The following is a 15,601-nucleotide window of genomic DNA, read 5'->3' as shown; positions in this document are numbered from 1 at the left end:
TCGACCGATACGGGCCGGTCGGTCTCCTCCGCGACCATGACCGCAGTGCTATCAACCGCCGTCAGGGGCTCCGTGTCAACAGTGGGGCGGGAAACCGTGCCGTAGTCGTCACCTTCATGACCACTCCGCCGCGCACCGGTGGCGGGGTCAGCGGGGCAGGCCGAGCCGCTCGGCGGCGTCGGCCCAGGCCCGGTCGTCGCCGCGCGGGGTGTGGGTGCGCAGCGGCTGGGTGCGGGCCACCAGATCGCGCATTTCGGCCAGGTCGCCGACCACGCCGTGCGCGCGGGCCTGGACCAGGACGTTGCCGAGGGCGGTCGCCTCGACCGGGCCGGCCACGACCGGCAGGCCGCAGGCGTCGGCGGTGAGGCGGCACAGCAGCTCGTTGCGGCTGCCGCCGCCGACCAGGTGCACGACGTCGATCTCCTGGCCGGACAGCCGCGCGGCCTGGCGGAGCGTGGCGCGGTGGGCCAGGGCGAGGCTGTCCAGGACGCACCGGACGATCTCGGCCCGGGTGCGCGGCTCGGGGTCGCCGCGGCGGCGGCAGTGCGCGGCGATGCGGGCCGGCATGTCGCCCGGCGGCAGGAACTCGGGGTCGCCGGCGTCGATGAGGGAGCGCAGTCCGGGGACGTGCTCGGCCTCGGCGACCAGGGCGGGCAGGTCGGGGGAGCCCCAGGCGCGCAGCGACTCCTGGAGCAGCCACAGGCCCATCACGTTGCGCAGGTACCGGACCGTTCCATCGATGCCGCCCTCGTTGGTGAAGTCGGCCTCGCGGCTCGCCTCGGTCAGCACCGGCGCGGGCAGCTCCACCCCGACCAGCGACCAGGTGCCGCAGGAGATGTAGGCGAAGCGGGGGCCGGTGGCGGGGACGGCCGCGACGGCCGAGGCGGTGTCGTGCGAGGCGACCGCGGTGACCGGCAGGTCCCCGGGGAGCCCGGTCTCGGCGGCCACGTCCGGCCGCAGCGTCCCGATCACCTCGCCGGGGTCGCGCAGCGCGGGGAGCGGCCCGGCGGGCAGGCCGAGCCGGTCCAGGACGGGACGCGACCAGGTGCCCGCCCGGACGTCCAGGAGGCCGGTCGTCGAGGCGTTGGTGCGCTCGGCGCCCACCTCCCCGGTCAGCCAGTAGGCGAGCAGGTCGGGGATCAGCAGCAGCGTGTGCGCGCGGGAGAGGGCGGCGCGGTCGGCGACGAGCTGGTAGACGGTGTTGAACGGCAGGAACTGCAACCCGGACGCCTGGTAGAGCAGGTCATCGCCGGCCTCGGCGCCGACCCGTTCCCGGACGCCCTCGGTGCGCGCGTCGCGGTAGTGCACGGGATTGCCCAGTAGGGCCCCGTCGCGGTCGAGCAGCCCGTAGTCGACGGCCCAGGAGTCGATGCCCACCGAGACCAGGTCGCGGGGCGCCGACCGGAGGCCGTCGAGCACGTTCCCGTACAGCCCGAGGACGTCCCAGTGCAGCGTGCCGTTGGCGCGCACCGGGCGGTTCGGGAACCGGCGCTCCTCGGCCAGCGTCAGGACGCCGGGCGCGACGCGCCCCGTCATCACCCGGCCGCTGGACGCGCCGAGGTCGACGGCCGCGAACGCGGCGGGGCGGCTCATCGGCCGCCGTCCTCGACGAGCAGGACCTCGAGGGTCCGCGGCCCGTGCACGCCCTCCACCCGCGACAGCTCGATGTCGCTGGTGGCCGACGGGCCGGAGACGAACGTCAGGGGCCGCCGCGCGTCGAGCCGCTCGAGCGCCTCGGGAACGTCGGGCGCGACCTGCCCGGCCCGCACCACGATCAGGTGGTAGTCGGGAACGAGCGACAGGGCGCGCGGGCCCTGCGCGGGGCCGTGGTCGAGCACGATCGTGCCGGTCTCGGCGATCGCCGCCGTGCAGCCGGTGACCGCGCCCGCCATCCCGTCCAGGTCGGCGACCGCGGGGGCGTGCGCGAGGGCGGCGGCGTCCGCCGCGGCGATCCACCCGGCGGGCAGCCCGTCCGGCACCGCGTGCACGCCCGGCCGCGCGGCGAGCAGCTCGGCGACCGCGCCGGGCAGCTCGTCCGGCGTCACCCGCCGCACCATGGCGCGGTAGTCGGCGACCCGTTCGGCGAACAAATCCAGAACGCCGTCGTCGTGGTGGCGGCGCAGGTAGTCGCGGGCGATCCGGTCGTAGGAGGCGGCGACCTCCGCGGCGTCGCGGCGGGGCGCCACCCGTTCGATCCGGCCGAGGATCTCCTCGCGCGCGTTCACTTGTCCCTCTCCTCTGTGCGGCCGCCGTCGGTCCGGGCCCACCAGGCGCGGAACGACTCGGGCGGTGGTACGGGCGCGTCCCGGGTGTCGGTCCACGCCTTGAGCGGCCCCGGCAGGCGGCGGATCCGGCCGCGGCGGCCGACGAGGCGGCGGCTCGCGGACGCGGCGCGCTGCGCGAGCGCGAGCCGGGTCGGCGAGCGCAGCGTCCAGCCCGCGGCGTTCATCGCGGTGCGTTCCAGCGGATGGCGCGGACCGCTCTCGACCGCGCGGGCGCGCAGGTGCACCAGCACCTCGGGGATGTCGATCGCGACCGGGCACACCTCGTAGCACGCGCCGCACAGCGAGGACGCGAACGGCAGCGACGCGTCGACCTCGGACCCGATGCCGCGGATCTGCGGCGACAGGATCGCGCCGATGGGCCCCGGGTAGGGCGACCCGTAGGCGTGCCCGCCCGCGCGCGCGTAGACGGGGCACACGTTCAGGCACGCCGAGCAGCGGATGCAGCGCAGCGCCTGCCGCCCGACCTCGTCGGCGAGCGTCGCGGTGCGCCCGTTGTCGAGCAGGACCAGGTGGAACTCGCCCGGCCCGTCGCCCGGCGTGACGCCCGTCCACGCGGAGGTGTAGGGGTTCATCCGCTCGGCCGTGGACGAGCGCGGCAGCGACTGGAGGAACACCTCCAGGTCGCGCCACGACGGGACGAGCTTCTCGACGCCCATCACCGAGATCAGTGTCTCGGGCAGGGTCAGGCACATGCGGCCGTTGCCCTCCGACTCCAGCACCACCAGCGTGCCGGTGTCGGCGACCGCGAAGTTGACGCCCGACACCGCGACCTTCGCCGACAGGAACTTGGCCCGCAGGTGGCGCCGCGACGCCTCGGCCAGCTCGGCGGGGGAGTCGGACAGGCCCTCGGGCGCGTCCGGCATCGACCGCAGGAAGATGTCGCGGATGTCGGACCTGTTGCGGTGGATGGCCGGGACCAGGATGTGCGAGGGCCGGTCGTCGCCGAGCTGCACGATCAGCTCGGCGAGGTCGGTCTCGTAGGCGGTGACGCCCTGCTCGGCGAGGGCCTCGTTGAGCCCGATCTCCTGAGTCGCCATCGACTTGACCTTGACGACCTCGGTCTCGCCGGTCGCCTTCACCAGCCCGATGACGATGCGGTTGGCCTCGTCGGCGTCGCGCGCCCAGTGCACCGTGCCGCCGGCGGCGGTGACCCGCTCCTCCAGCATCCGCAGGTAGTGGCCGAGGTTCGCCAGGACGTGGTCCTTGATCTGCTTCCCGGACTCGCGCAGCGCCGCCCAGTCGTCCAGCTCGGCGACCGCCTCGGCGCGCCGCCCCCGGATCGTGGACGTGGCGTGGGCGAGGTTGCCGCGCAGCCGGGTGTCGGCCACGGCGGCGCGCGCGGCGGACGGGAAGGACGGCATGCCAACGTAGGTCGGCATCGCGGGGCCCTCGTGGTGGGACGTCGCGCGGTGGGACGTCGCGCGGTCGGGCGTCGTGCCGGTCATGCGGGGTCCTCCTCGGTGGCGGCGAGGATCTCGGCCAGGTGCACCGTCCGCACCCCGGCGCCGGCCCGGGTCAGGGCGCCGCCGATGTGCATCAGGCAGGAGTTGTCGGCCGAGCACAGCGTGCTCGCGCCGGTGCTGCGCACGTTCGCGACCTTGTCGGCGCACATCGCCGCCGACACCGGGGCGTTCTTGAGCGCGAACGTGCCGCCGAAGCCGCAGCACTCGTTCGCCTCGGGAAGCTCGACCAGGTCGATGCCGCCCACCTCGCGCAGCAGCCGCAGCGGCCGGTCGCCCACGCGCAGCATCCGCAGCGAATGGCAGGTCGGGTGGTAGGTGACGCGGTGCGGGTAGTGGGCGCCGACGTCGGTGACGCCGAGCACGTCGATCAGAAACTCCGACAGCTCGTACACCTTGGCGGCCGTCTCAGCGGCCTCGGGGACGAGCCGCGCGTGCGAGTCGCGGACCATCGCCGCGCAGGACGCCGACGGCGTCACCACGGCCTCGTAGGAGGCGAACGCCTCGGCGAACCCCTTCACGAGGGGGACGGCCTGGTCACGGTAGCCCGTGTTCAGATGCATCTGCCCGCAGCACGTCTGTGCCATCGGGAAGTCCACCTCGTGCCCGAGCCTGCGCAGCAGGCGGACCATCGCCTTGCCCGTGCCCGGGTACATCGTGTCGTTCACACAGGTGACGAAGAGCGCGATCTTCATTCGGCCGTCACTCCGTTCCTCCTCCGCCGCGCCGGCTGGACTCGCGGATCACCAGTTCCGGCTGGAACATGACCTGCTGGTGGGCGTGGCCCTCCGGATCGTCGCACTCCTCCAGCAGCAGCTCGGTGGCGATCCGGCCGAGCTGGTACGTCGGCTGCCGCACCGAGCTGAGCGGTACGGCCGCCGCCGCCGAGAACTCGATGTCGTCATACCCGATCACCGCCACGTCGCCCGGGACCTGAACGCCCGACTGGAGCAGGACGCGCAGCACTCCGAGGGCGAGCAGGTCGTTGGCGCAGAAGATCGCGTCGGGCAGCGGGCCGCCGTCGTCCAGCAGCCGCCGCGCGGCCTCCTGGCCGGCGCGGGCGTTCATCGCCGGCACCGCCACGTCCCGCAGGGTCCCGGGGGCCAGCCCGGCGGTGCGCAGCGCGCGCAGGGCGCCCTTGCGCCGGTCGGCGCACTGCCGCAGCGCGGTGGGCCCGGTGACGAACGCGAGCGTGCGGGCGCCGTCGGCCAGCAGCCGGCCGGCCGCCAGCTCGCCGCCGGCGACGTCGTCGACCGCGACCGAGCACTGGTTGGCGCGGGGCGTCGGATGGTCGAGCAGGACGACCGGCATCCCGCGGGCGCGCAGCCGGTCGGCGTTCTCCCCGTCGTCGCCGACCGGGGTGAGCAGCACCCCGCGCACCCGCTGCTCGGCGAACACCCGGATGTTGCGCTGCTCGCGGTCGTCGGACTCGCCGGAGGAGGACAGGATCACCGCGTAGCCGCGCTCGCTCGCGCTCTCCTCCACCCCGCGCGCCATGTCGGTGAAGAACGGGTTGCCGAGGTCGAGCACCATCAGCCCGATCGTGCTGCTGTGCCCGGCGCGCAGCGTGGACGCCGAGCCGTTGCGGACGAAGCCGAGCTCGCGGATGGCGGCCTCCACCCGGGCGCGGGTCGTCGCGGCCACCCGCTCGGGGCGGTTGAGCACGTTGGAGACGGTGCCGGGCGAGACGCCCGCGTGCCGCGCGACCTGCTTGATGCCCACCGTCTCGGGGCCTGCGCCGCCGTCAGTGCTCAATCGTCTGCCCCCGGGTCGGTCCGCTGGTGCGCGCATCCGGATCCCGCCGCGCGTGGACGGGGATGCCGCGTGTGTGTGCCGCGCTCACTTTGGGTCATCGAATTAAAACGTGTCAACCCCGCTGACGGTACCTGTTGCGGCCAATCCGGCCGTCCGGGCACCGTCCGCGGGCACCTTTCGAATCCCGTGTTTCCCCTGTGACCACTGGGCTTTCGCGGATTCGACCAGGTTCGGACCCGGTTTGACCCCTTGACGGGTGCTCCGGGTCACATCTACCGTCCTGCGCAACATCCCGTTAAAACGTTTTTCATCTGTCCGACACACGATCCCCCGGCGAGGAGGGTGGCGATGAGCGCAGCCGCGCGGTCGGCACCGCCGACATTGGCACTGGTCAACGTGAGCAAGTCGTTCGGCGCGGTGCGCGCGCTGCGGGACGTCACCCTGGAGCTGCACGCCGGCGAGGTGCACGCCCTGGCCGGCGAGAACGGCGCGGGCAAGTCCACCGTCGTGAAGACGTTCGCCGGCGTGCACCGCCCCGACGGCGGCGAGGTGCGGGTGGACGGCGAGCCCGTGACGTTCGGCGGTCCCGCCGACGCCCAGCAGGCGGGCGTCGCGGTGATCTACCAGGAGCCGACCCTGTTCCCCGACCTGTCGGTCGCGGAGAACATCTTCATGGGCCGGCAGCCCCGCTCGGCGCTGCGCCGCATCGACCGCCGGACCATGCACGAGCGGACCGCCGCGCTGTTCGAGCGGCTCGGCGTCGCGCTGGACCCGCAGCAGCCCGCCCGCGGCCTGTCGATCGCCGACCAGCAGGTCGTCGAGATCGCCAAGGCCATCTCCCGGGACGCGCGGGTGCTCATCATGGACGAGCCCACCGCCGCGCTCACCGGGCAGGAGGTCGCCCGGCTGTTCGCGGTGACCCGCACGCTCCAGGAGCAGGGCTGCGCGATCCTGTTCATCTCGCACCGGCTGGAGGAGATCTTCGAGCTTTGCCAGCGGGTGACGACGCTGCGCGACGGCGGCTACATCGGCACCGACCCGGTCGCCGGGCTCACCCCCGACGACCTGGTCCGCCGGATGGTCGGCCGCGACCTGGACGCGCTCTACCCCAAGCAGGACGTCACGCCCGGCGACGTCGCGCTCAAGGTGGACCGGCTGACCCGCGAGGGCGCCTTCACCGACGTCTCGTTCGAGGTGCGCCGCGGCGAGATCGTCGCGCTGGCCGGGCTGGTCGGCGCGGGCCGCAGCGAGGTCGCCCGCGCGATCTTCGGGGTGGACCGCTGGGACGCCGGCTTGGTCGAGATCGCCGGGAGCCGGCTGCCGGTCGGCAGCCCCACCGCCGCGATGGCCGCCGGCCTCGCGCTGGTCCCCGAGGACCGCCGCCAGCAGGGCCTGGTCATGGACATGTCGATCGAGCGGAACATGGGGCTCACCCAGCTCCGCTCGCTGCGCCGCGAGACCGGGCGCGGGCCGCTGATCTCCCGGACGGTCGAGCGCGACCGCGCCCGCGACTGGGCGCTGCGCCTCCAGCTCAAGTACGCCCGGCTCACCGACACCGTCGGGGTCCTGTCGGGCGGCAACCAGCAGAAGGTGGTGCTGGCCAAGTGGCTGGCCACCGAGCCGACCGTGCTCATCGTGGACGAGCCCACCCGGGGCATCGACGTCGGCACCAAGGCCGAGGTGCACCGGCTGCTGTCGGAGCTGGCCGCGCAGGACCTGGCGGTGCTGATGATCTCCTCCGACCTGCCCGAGGTGATCGGCATGGCCGACCGGGTGCTGGTCATGCACGAGGGCCGGCTCGCCGCCGAGATCCCGCGCGCGCAGGCCACCGAGGAGAGCGTGATGGCCGCCGCCACCGGGCGGGCCGGCACGGGAAAGGCGGCCTGACCCCATGACCGTACTCGCCCAGTCCCCGCCCCGGCCGGAGGCCGGCGGCCCGGCCGGCAACGGCCGCCGCCTGGTCGACCTGGTGCTGCGCGCCCGCGAGCTGAGCATCCTCGGCGCGCTGCTGGTGCTGGTGGCCGCCACCACGATCGCCAACCCGCGCTTCATGTCCGAGCAGGGCATGAAGGACATCTTCCTCAACGCCTCGATCCTGGCGCTGCTGGCCGTCGGCCAGACCATGGTCGTGGTCACCCGCAACATCGACCTGTCGGTCGGGTCCGTCGTCGGCCTCGTCGCCTTCGTCGCCGGCAAGTACGCCTCCGGCGGCGACCGCAGCCTGCTGCTGGTCGTCCTGCTCGGGGTGCTGCTCGGCGTCGGCTGCGGGCTGGTGAACGGCCTGCTGGTCAGCTTCTGCCGGGTACCGGCCCTGGTGGTCACCCTCGGCACGCTGTACGTGATCCAGGGGGTCGACCACGCGGTGGCGCACGGCGAGCAGATCGGCGCCGCCGACCTGCCCTCCTCGCTGCTGTCGCTCGGCAACGACTCGCTGCTCGGCGTCCCCTACCTGCCGATCATCACCGTGATCGCGATGCTGATGATCGGCTACTACCTGCGCTCCTACTCCTCCGGCCGCGAGTTCTACGCGATCGGGTCCAGCCCCGAGGCCGCCGGCCTCGCGGGCGTCTCGATCCGGCGCCGGGTGCTGACCGCCTACCTGGTCAGCGGCGGCCTCGCCGGCCTGGCCGGGGTGCTGTGGCTGGCCCGGTTCGGCACCGTGGTCGCCGACGCCGCGCACGGCTGGGAGCTGAAGGTCGTCAGCGCGGTCGTCGTCGGCGGCGTCGCCATCACCGGCGGCGTCGGCACGGTGTACGGCGCGGCGCTCGGCGCGCTGCTGCTCACCACCATCGGCAGCGTGCTGGTGGTGCTGAAGGTCAACTCGTTCTGGCAGGACGCCATCACCGGCCTGCTGCTGCTGCTCGCCATCAGCGTCGACCGGCTGCTGTCGCTGCGCGTCACCAAGGCCCTCAAGGCCAGGTCCCGGTCCGCCGGACGGCCGGTCCGCACCGGTGGGGCCGAGGGCCGCGCGGGCGCCGGGGCGGCGCCACCGGGCACGACGCCACCGGACAAGGCGCCACGGGACTCCGGGCCGCAGGACACAGAGGAGAAGGTGCGGCATGACTCCTGACGTGAGCAAGGCGGCGGCCCCGGGAGGGCGCCGGCTCGCCGGGGGACTGGTCCGCTGGGAGACGGCCGTCACCGCGCTGCTGATCGTGGTCTTCATCGGCGGCGCCGGGACCTCGCCCGGGTTCGCCACCACCGACAACCTCTCCTTCGCGCTCGGCGACCTCAGCGAGATCGCGCTGATCGCGCTGCCGATGACGCTGCTGGTGGTCTGCGGGCAGGTGGACCTGTCGGTCGCCTCGATCCTCGGGCTGTGCAGCGCCCTCACCGGCAAGCTGTGGGACGCGGGCCTGTCCATCGAGATGATCATCCCGCTGGTGCTGGTGATCGGAGTGGTCTGCGGGCTGGTGAACGGCCTGCTGGTCACCCGGCTCGGGCTGCCGTCCCTGGCGGTGACGATCGGCACGATGACGCTCTACCGCGGCCTGGCGTACGTGGTGCTGGGCACCGAGGCGATCACCGCCTTCCCGCAGACCTACACCGACCTGGCCACCTCGAACGTCCCCGGCACCCCGGTCCCCTACCCGATCGCGGTGTTCGCCGTGCTCGCGATCGCGACCGCGGTGACGCTGCACGCCACCGGCGTCGGCCGGTCCCTGTTCGCCATCGGCGCCCAGGAGGACGCGGCCCACTTCGCCGGGATCCGGGTCAAGCGGATCAAGCTCGTGCTGTTCGTGCTGTCCGGCCTGGTCGCCGGCTTCGCCGGACTGGTGTTCACGCTGCGGTACGGCAGCGCCCGCGCCGACAACGGCCTCGGCTTCGAGCTGACCGTGATCGCGGCGGTGCTGCTCGGCGGCGTCGACTTCGACGGCGGCAAGGGCACGCTCGGCGGCGTCATCGCCGCGGTGCTCCTGATCGGCCTGCTGAAGAACCTGCTCATGCTCAACGACGTCTCGGGCGACACCCAGGCGATCGTCACCGGGCTGCTGCTGATCGTCTCCGTCCTCACCCCGCGGCTGATCGCCGTGGTCCGTGAGGCACGGGGCAGACGGCGGGGCGGCGGGCCCACCCCGTCCACCGCCCCCGCCGCCTCCACCTGACCCCTCTCCGTCCACCCCTCCCCCCTGACACGACCCTGGACATCCGAAAGGCACCGAGATGACCGTTCGCACGCGCTCGCGCGTCCCGTTGCGGCACTTCGCCGCGATCGCCTCCGCCAGCGCCCTGGCCCTCACGCTCGCCGCGTGCGGCGGCACCACCAAGGACTCCGCCGGCTCCGGCGACGGCAAGGCGGCGGCGGGCAAGTCGTCCGCCGACCCGAACGCGCCCCTGAAGAAGGGGCTGAAGGTCGCGTTCCTGCCCAAGCAGGTCAACAACCCCTACGAGACGATCGTCGACAAGGCCGGCATCGCCGCCGCCGCCGAGTACGGCGGCACCGCCAAGGAGGTCGGCCCGTCCGACGCCTCGGCCTCGTCGCAGGTGTCCTACATCAACACCCTGGTCCAGCAGCGGCACGACGCGATCCTGATCGCCGCCAACGACGAGAACGCGGTGTGCGGCCCGCTCAAGCAGGCCATGGCCAAGAAGGTCAAGATCGTCGCCTATGACTCCGACACCGCCAAGGAGTGCCGCGACCTGTTCATCAACCAGGCCAGCTCCGAGGAGATCGGGCGCAGCCAGATCAAGCTGCTGTCGGAGCAGCTCGGCGGCAAGGGCGAGATCGCGATCCTGTCGGCGACCGCCAACGCCACCAACCAGAACACCTGGATCAAGTTCATGGAGGACGAGCTGAAGAAGCCGGAGAACTCCGGCCTCAAGCTCGTCAAGACCGCCTACGGCGACGACGACGACCAGAAGTCGTTCCAGCAGACCCAGGGCCTGCTCCAGGCGTACCCGAACCTCAAGGGGATCATCTCGCCGACCACGGTCGGCATCGCCGCGGCGGCCCGCTACATCTCCGGGTCCAAGTACAAGGGCAAGGTCGCGCTGACCGGCCTCGGCACCCCCGACCAGATGCGCCAGTTCATCAAGGACGGCACGGTCAAGCAGTTCGAGCTCTGGGACCCCAAGAACCTGGGCTACCTGGCCTCCTACGCGGCGGCCTCGCTCGCGTCCGGGCAGATCTCCGGCGCGTCCGGTGAGAAGTTCAAGGCCGGCAAGCTCGGCGAGCGGACGATCGGTGAGAACGGCGAGGTCATCCTCGGCCCGCCCACCGTCTTCGACGCCAAGAACATCGACGAGTACCACTTCTGAGCACCTCCGGCCGCGGCGCGCCCCGTCCCCCCGCCGGGAGGACCGAGGTCCGCGGGACGCGCCGCGCGCCGGTGACAGGTGAGACGTGAGACGAGGACGGTCATGAAGCGTGCCTGCTTCCTGCTGAAGGTCAGGCGGGACCGCATGGCGGAGTACCGGCGGCGCCACCGGGAGGTGTGGCCCGACATGCTCGCCGCGCTGAGCGAGAGCGGATGGCGCAACTACTCGCTCTTCCTGCGCGACGACGGCCTGCTGGTCGGCTACCTGGAGACCGACGACTTCGAGGCGGCGCAGGAGCGGATGGCCCGGACCGGGGTCAACGCCCGCTGGCAGGACGAGATGGCCCCGTTCTTCGAGGATCTGGACGGCCGCCCCGACCAGGGGATGCTGCCGCTCACCGAAGTCTTCCACCTTGACTAGAGGATCGGAGAGTAGGAACCCGTGACAGACATGACCGCGGTGAAGGACGCCCTGCGCCGCCAGCAGATCGAGACTCCGTCGTGGGCGTACGGCAACTCCGGCACCCGGTTCAAGGTGTTCGCCCAGCAGGGCGTCCCCCGCACCCCCCGGGAAAAGATCGCCGACGCGGCGCAGGTGCACCGCTTCACCGGCGTGGCCCCGAGCGTCGCGGTGCACATCCCGTGGGACACCGTGGACGACTACGCCGAGCTCGCCGCGTACGCCGTGGACCAGGGCGTGCGGATCGGCGCGGTGAACACCAACGTGTTCCAGGACGACGACTACATGCTGGGCAGCGTCACCAACCCGGACCCGGCGATCCGCCGCAAGGCCCTGGACCACCTGCTGGCCTGCGTCGACATCATGGACGCCACCGGTTCGCGCGACCTGAAGCTGTGGTTCTCCGACGGCACCAACTACCCCGGCCAGGACGACATCCGGACCCGCCAGGACCGGATGGAGGAGGCCCTCGCGGCCGTGTACGAGCGGCTCGGCGACGACCAGCGGTTCCTGCTGGAGTACAAGCTGTTCGAGCCGGCGTTCTACATGACCGACCTGCCGGACTGGGGCGCCTCGTACGCGCACTGCCTCAAGCTGGGCCCGAAGGCGCAGGTGGTGGTGGACACCGGGCACCACGCGCCGGGCACCAACATCGAGTTCATCGTCGCGTTCCTGCTGCGCGAGGGGAGGCTCGGCGCGTTCGACTTCAACTCGCGCTTCTACGCCGACGACGACCTGATGGTGGGCGCGGCCGACCCGTTCCAGCTCTACCGGATCATGCACGAGGTGGTCCGGGGCGGCGGCTACGACCCGGCGACCGGGGTGCGGTTCATGCTCGACCAGTGCCACAACATCGAGCCGAAGATCCAGGGCCAGATCCGCTCGGTGCTGAACGTCCAGGAGGCCACCGCCAAGGCGCTGCTCATCGACACCGCCGCGCTGGGCGAGGCGCAGCGGACCGGTGACGTGCTCGGCGCGAACGCGGTGTTCATGGACGCCTACAACACCGACGTCCGGCCGCTGCTGGCCGAGCTGCGCGAGGAGATGGGCCTGCACGCCGACCCCGTCGCCGCCTACAAGGCGTCGGGGTACTACGAGCGGGTGGTCGGCGAGCGCAAGGACGGCCAGGCCGCGGGGTGGGGCGCGTGAGACCGCGCCCCCGCCGCGGCGCGGCGCTGCTCCTGACCGGCGGGATGGTGGTCGCGGGGGCGGCGCCGGCGCAGGCCGCCGCCCCGGCGGGGCTGCGCGTCACCGGGATGGAGACCGAGCACGCGACCGCGCCGATCGCGGTCGCCGCCGCGAACCCGCGGCTCGGCTGGCGGCTCCGCTCCGACCGGCGCGGGGAGCGGCAGACCGCCTACCGGATCTCGGTCGCCGCCGAGGCCGGCGGGGGCCAGGTGTGGGACTCGGGCACGGTGAAGAGCGCGCGCGCCTACGACGTGCGGTACGGGGGGCCCGCGCTCAGGCCCGCCACCCGCTACACCTGGCGGGTCCGCGTGGCCGACGCCCGCGGGCACTGGACGGGCTGGAGCGCCAAGGCGGCGTTCGAGACCGCGCTCGCCGGGGACGGCTGGCGCGGCTCGTGGATCGGCGCGCCCGACGCCGCCGCGTCTGCGCCTGACCTCAAGGGCAGCAGTTGGATCTGGTTCCCCGAGGGCGACCCGGCGACCAGCGCGCCCGCGGCCACCCGCTACTTCCGCGGGGCGGTCGACCTGGCCTCGGTGCCGCAGGGCGCCCGGCTGGTCATGACCGCCGACGACGGCTTCACCGCCTGGGTGAACGGCACGGAGGTCGGCGGCCGGGAGCCCGACCCGTCCAAGGAGAACTGGAAGCGCCCGATCGTGGTGGACGTGGCCGCGGCGCTCCGCCAGGGCCGCAACGTCATCGCGGTCAAGGCCACCAACGGCCGCCAGAGCCCGGCGGGTCTGCTCGGCCGGCTCGAACTCCCGGGGCAGGCGCCGAAGGCGTTCGACACCGGGGACGCGTGGCGCGCGCTCGACACCGCGCCCGCGGCCGAGTGGACCGTTCCCGGGTTCGACGACGCGTCCTGGAAGGCCGCCAAGGTCCTGGTGCCGTGGGGCGGCGCGCCGTGGGGCGAGGTGTCGGTCGAGGCGCCGTCCCGCCCCGAACCGCTGCTCCGCCGCGACTTCACCGTCCCCGGCAAGAAGGTCGCCAGGGCCCGGCTGTACGCGGCGGCGGGCGGGTACGCCGAGCTGAGCCTGAACGGCGAGAAGGTCGGCGACGAGGTCCTCGCGCCCGGGTTCACCCGCTACGACAAGCGGGTCGAGTACGTCACCCACGACGTCACCAGGATGCTGCGCCGGGGCGGCAACGCCATCGGCGCGCGGCTCGGCCGCGGCTTCTACGGGATGACGCAGGAGAACGTCTGGAACTGGCACAAGACGCCCTGGACCGCCGAGCCGCGCCTTCTCGCCCAGCTCGTCGTCACCTACACCGACGGGTCCGCGCAGACGATCGCGACCGACGGGCAGTGGCGGTACGCCGAGGGCCCGGTGCGGTACGACTCGCTGTTCGGCGGTGAGACCTACGATGCCCGCGAGGAGAAGCCCGGCTGGGACCGCGCCGGGTACGACGCCGCGTCGTGGGGCCCGGCGACGAAGCTGGCCGCCCCGGCGGGCACGGTCGTCCCGGAGGAGCACGAGCCGATCAAGGTCACCGGCACGATCCGGCCCTCCTCGGTGACCAGCCCCAAGAAGGGCACCCACGTCTTCAAGCTGCCCGCCAACATCGCCGGATGGGCGCGGATCCGCACGCACGGGCCGAAGGGCGCGCAGGTCACGCTCAAGTACGGCGAGCGGCTCAACGCCGACGGCACCGTGCAGGTGAGCAACGGCAACGTCACCGGACGCGTCCAGACCGACGAGTACGTCCTGGCCGGGCGCGCGGGCACCGAGACCTGGGAGTCCCGCTACACCTACAAGGGCTTCCAGTACGTGGAGGTCACCGGCTGGCCCGGCGACGCGGCGCCCACCACCGCCGACCTGGACGGCCGCGCCGTCCACACCGACCTGCGCCCCACCGGGTCCTTCCGCAGCTCCAACGCGCTGTTCAACCAGGTCAACACGATGACCCGGCAGACGGTCGTGAACAACTGGCACGGCATCCCCACCGACACCCCGATGTACGAGAAGAACGGGTGGACCGGGGACGCGCAGCTCATGGCCGACATGGAGATGACCGAGTACGACCTCCGGCGGCCCTTCACCAAGTGGATGACCGACCACCGCGACAGCCAGGGCGCGGACGGGCTGATCCCCGGGATCGTCCCCGACAACGGATGGGGCCTCGGCTACTACGGCCAGGCGCCGCCGTGGCACGCCTCCTTCACCGCCATCCCGTGGCAGATGTACCAGCGGTACGGCGACAAGGACGTGCTCGCCGCCAACTACCCGGCGATGACCCGGTACCTGGACGGCTGGCTGGCCAAGGCCGACGGCGAGGGCCTCTACCCGAGCAGCCTCACCGACTACCTCGCGCCCGGCTACGGCGGTAACACCCCCGAGGACGCGCGCCTCGCCGGGACCGCCTACACCTACTTCAACACCACGACCGTCGCGGACGTCGCGCAGGCCCTCGGCCGCACCGCCGACGCCGCCCGCTACCGGGCCGCCGCCGCGAAGACCAGGGACGCCTTCAACAAGGCGTTCCTGCGCGGCGACGCCTACGTCACCGCGTCCGACCCGGGCTACCGGCAGACGTCGGCGCTCCTGCCGCTGGCGTTCGGGATCACGCCGGAGGCGTCCGAGAAGGCGGTCACCGCGCGGCTGGTCAAGGACGTCGAGGACCGCGGCGGCCACCTCAACACCGGCGCGCTCGGTACCAAGTTCCTGCTGACCGAGCTGACCGAGCGCGGCCAGGGGGAGCTGGCCTACAAGATCGCCGACCAGAAGACCTATCCGAGCTGGGGCTACTGGGCTGCCAACGGCGCGACCACGCTGTGGGAGCGCTGGGACCTGGACGCCCGGTCCCGCGACCACGTGTTCCTCGGCGGGGCGATCGGCGAGTGGTTCTACCGGGACCTGGCCGGCATCCGGTCCGCCGCGCCCGGCTACGACCGCGTCCGCATCGCGCCGAAGCCGCTCGGCGACCTGACCTTCGTCGAGGCGTCCACCGAGACGCCGCACGGCCCTGTCGCGGTGCGGTGGGACAGGCGCGCCGGCGGCGGGCTCGGGCTGCGCGTCCGGGTCCCGGTCGGCGCCACCGCCGAGATCGAGATCCCCGCCGCGTCGGCCGCCGCCGTCACCGAGGGCGGGCGCCCGCTCGCCTCCGTGCCCGGCGTCCGGGTGCTCGGCGCCGCCGGCGGGACCGTCCGGGTCGAGACCGGCTCCGGCGGCTATGACTTCCAGGCCCGCAAATGAGCCA

At 73.1% G+C, this 15,601-nt stretch carries 12 protein-coding genes; 7 read left to right on the top strand and 5 right to left on the bottom strand.

The window, feature by feature from the left end:
* Positions 1–147: 147 nt before the first annotated feature.
* From QP090_RS19965 to QP090_RS19945, 5 genes are all read right to left on the bottom strand, one after another.
* Complete coding sequence (locus tag QP090_RS19965; protein ID WP_285940622.1) at positions 148–1,593, bottom strand: rhamnulokinase; 1,446 nt, start codon at positions 1,591–1,593, stop codon at positions 148–150.
* On the bottom strand, positions 1,590–2,225 hold the full coding sequence (locus QP090_RS19960; RefSeq protein ID WP_285940621.1) for a LutC/YkgG family protein: 636 nt from the start codon (positions 2,223–2,225) through the stop codon (positions 1,590–1,592). The genes QP090_RS19965 and QP090_RS19960 overlap by 4 nt, the downstream gene beginning before the upstream one ends.
* A complete protein-coding gene (locus tag QP090_RS19955; RefSeq protein ID WP_285941378.1) occupies positions 2,222–3,646 on the bottom strand; it encodes a LutB/LldF family L-lactate oxidation iron-sulfur protein in 1,425 nt (474 codons plus the stop codon). The genes QP090_RS19960 and QP090_RS19955 overlap by 4 nt, the downstream gene beginning before the upstream one ends.
* Positions 3,647–3,726: 80 nt before the next feature.
* Positions 3,727–4,440, bottom strand: coding sequence for a (Fe-S)-binding protein (locus tag QP090_RS19950; protein WP_285940620.1), 714 nt, complete (start codon positions 4,438–4,440; stop codon positions 3,727–3,729).
* A gap of 7 nt (positions 4,441–4,447) precedes the next feature.
* Positions 4,448–5,500, bottom strand: a complete 1,053-nt coding sequence (locus QP090_RS19945; RefSeq protein WP_285940619.1) for a LacI family DNA-binding transcriptional regulator — start codon at positions 5,498–5,500, stop codon at positions 4,448–4,450.
* Positions 5,501–5,848: 348 nt separating this feature from the next.
* On the opposite strand from QP090_RS19945, the gene QP090_RS19940 reads away from it, so the two are divergent.
* From QP090_RS19940 to QP090_RS19910, 7 genes are all read left to right on the top strand, one after another.
* Positions 5,849–7,387, top strand: coding sequence for a sugar ABC transporter ATP-binding protein (locus QP090_RS19940; protein WP_285940618.1), 1,539 nt, complete (start codon positions 5,849–5,851; stop codon positions 7,385–7,387).
* A 4-nt stretch (positions 7,388–7,391) separates the two neighbouring features.
* A complete protein-coding gene (locus QP090_RS19935) occupies positions 7,392–8,570 on the top strand; it encodes an ABC transporter permease (RefSeq protein WP_285940617.1) in 1,179 nt (392 codons plus the stop codon).
* Positions 8,560–9,606 carry an ABC transporter permease gene (locus QP090_RS19930; RefSeq protein ID WP_285940616.1) on the top strand — a complete coding sequence of 349 codons (1,047 nt, stop codon included), beginning with the start codon at positions 8,560–8,562 and terminating at the stop codon, positions 9,604–9,606. The genes QP090_RS19935 and QP090_RS19930 overlap by 11 nt, the downstream gene beginning before the upstream one ends.
* Before the next feature lie 58 nt (positions 9,607–9,664).
* The gene (gene rhaS, locus QP090_RS19925; protein WP_285940615.1) at positions 9,665–10,759 is read left to right on the top strand and encodes a rhamnose ABC transporter substrate-binding protein; all 1,095 of its coding nucleotides are present in this window, start codon (positions 9,665–9,667) and stop codon (positions 10,757–10,759) included.
* A gap of 102 nt (positions 10,760–10,861) precedes the next feature.
* Positions 10,862–11,179 (top strand): L-rhamnose mutarotase, encoded by a 318-nt coding sequence (locus tag QP090_RS19920; RefSeq protein WP_285940614.1) that lies wholly within the window; start codon positions 10,862–10,864, stop codon positions 11,177–11,179.
* Positions 11,180–11,209: 30 nt separating this feature from the next.
* On the top strand, positions 11,210–12,367 hold the full coding sequence (gene rhaI / locus QP090_RS19915) for an L-rhamnose isomerase (protein ID WP_285941377.1): 1,158 nt from the start codon (positions 11,210–11,212) through the stop codon (positions 12,365–12,367).
* Positions 12,364–15,597 carry a family 78 glycoside hydrolase catalytic domain gene (locus QP090_RS19910; RefSeq protein WP_285940612.1) on the top strand — a complete coding sequence of 1,078 codons (3,234 nt, stop codon included), beginning with the start codon at positions 12,364–12,366 and terminating at the stop codon, positions 15,595–15,597. The genes rhaI and QP090_RS19910 overlap by 4 nt, the downstream gene beginning before the upstream one ends.
* Positions 15,598–15,601: the final 4 nt, after the last annotated feature.

The sequence above is a fragment of the Actinomadura xylanilytica genome, assembly GCF_030283145.1.
Lineage (GTDB): Bacteria > Actinomycetota > Actinomycetes > Streptosporangiales > Streptosporangiaceae > Spirillospora > Spirillospora xylanilytica.
This window is presented reverse-complemented; position numbering and strand designations above follow the sequence as displayed.

Excerpts from the sequence above, each read along its gene's own strand:
- QP090_RS19965 (WP_285940622.1), bottom strand. The coding sequence starts at position 1,593 with ATGAGCCGCCCCGCCGCGTTCGCGGCCGTCGACCTCGGCGCGTCCAGC.
- QP090_RS19955 (WP_285941378.1), bottom strand. The coding sequence starts at position 3,646 with ATGCCGTCCTTCCCGTCCGCCGCGCGCGCCGCCGTGGCCGACACCCGG.
- QP090_RS19950 (WP_285940620.1), bottom strand. The coding sequence starts at position 4,440 with ATGAAGATCGCGCTCTTCGTCACCTGTGTGAACGACACGATGTACCCG.
- QP090_RS19940 (WP_285940618.1), top strand. The coding sequence starts at position 5,849 with ATGAGCGCAGCCGCGCGGTCGGCACCGCCGACATTGGCACTGGTCAAC.
- QP090_RS19935 (WP_285940617.1), top strand. The coding sequence starts at position 7,392 with ATGACCGTACTCGCCCAGTCCCCGCCCCGGCCGGAGGCCGGCGGCCCG.
- QP090_RS19930 (WP_285940616.1), top strand. The coding sequence starts at position 8,560 with ATGACTCCTGACGTGAGCAAGGCGGCGGCCCCGGGAGGGCGCCGGCTC.
- rhaS (WP_285940615.1), top strand. The coding sequence starts at position 9,665 with ATGACCGTTCGCACGCGCTCGCGCGTCCCGTTGCGGCACTTCGCCGCG.
- QP090_RS19920 (WP_285940614.1), top strand. The coding sequence starts at position 10,862 with ATGAAGCGTGCCTGCTTCCTGCTGAAGGTCAGGCGGGACCGCATGGCG.
- rhaI (WP_285941377.1), top strand. The coding sequence starts at position 11,210 with ATGACCGCGGTGAAGGACGCCCTGCGCCGCCAGCAGATCGAGACTCCG.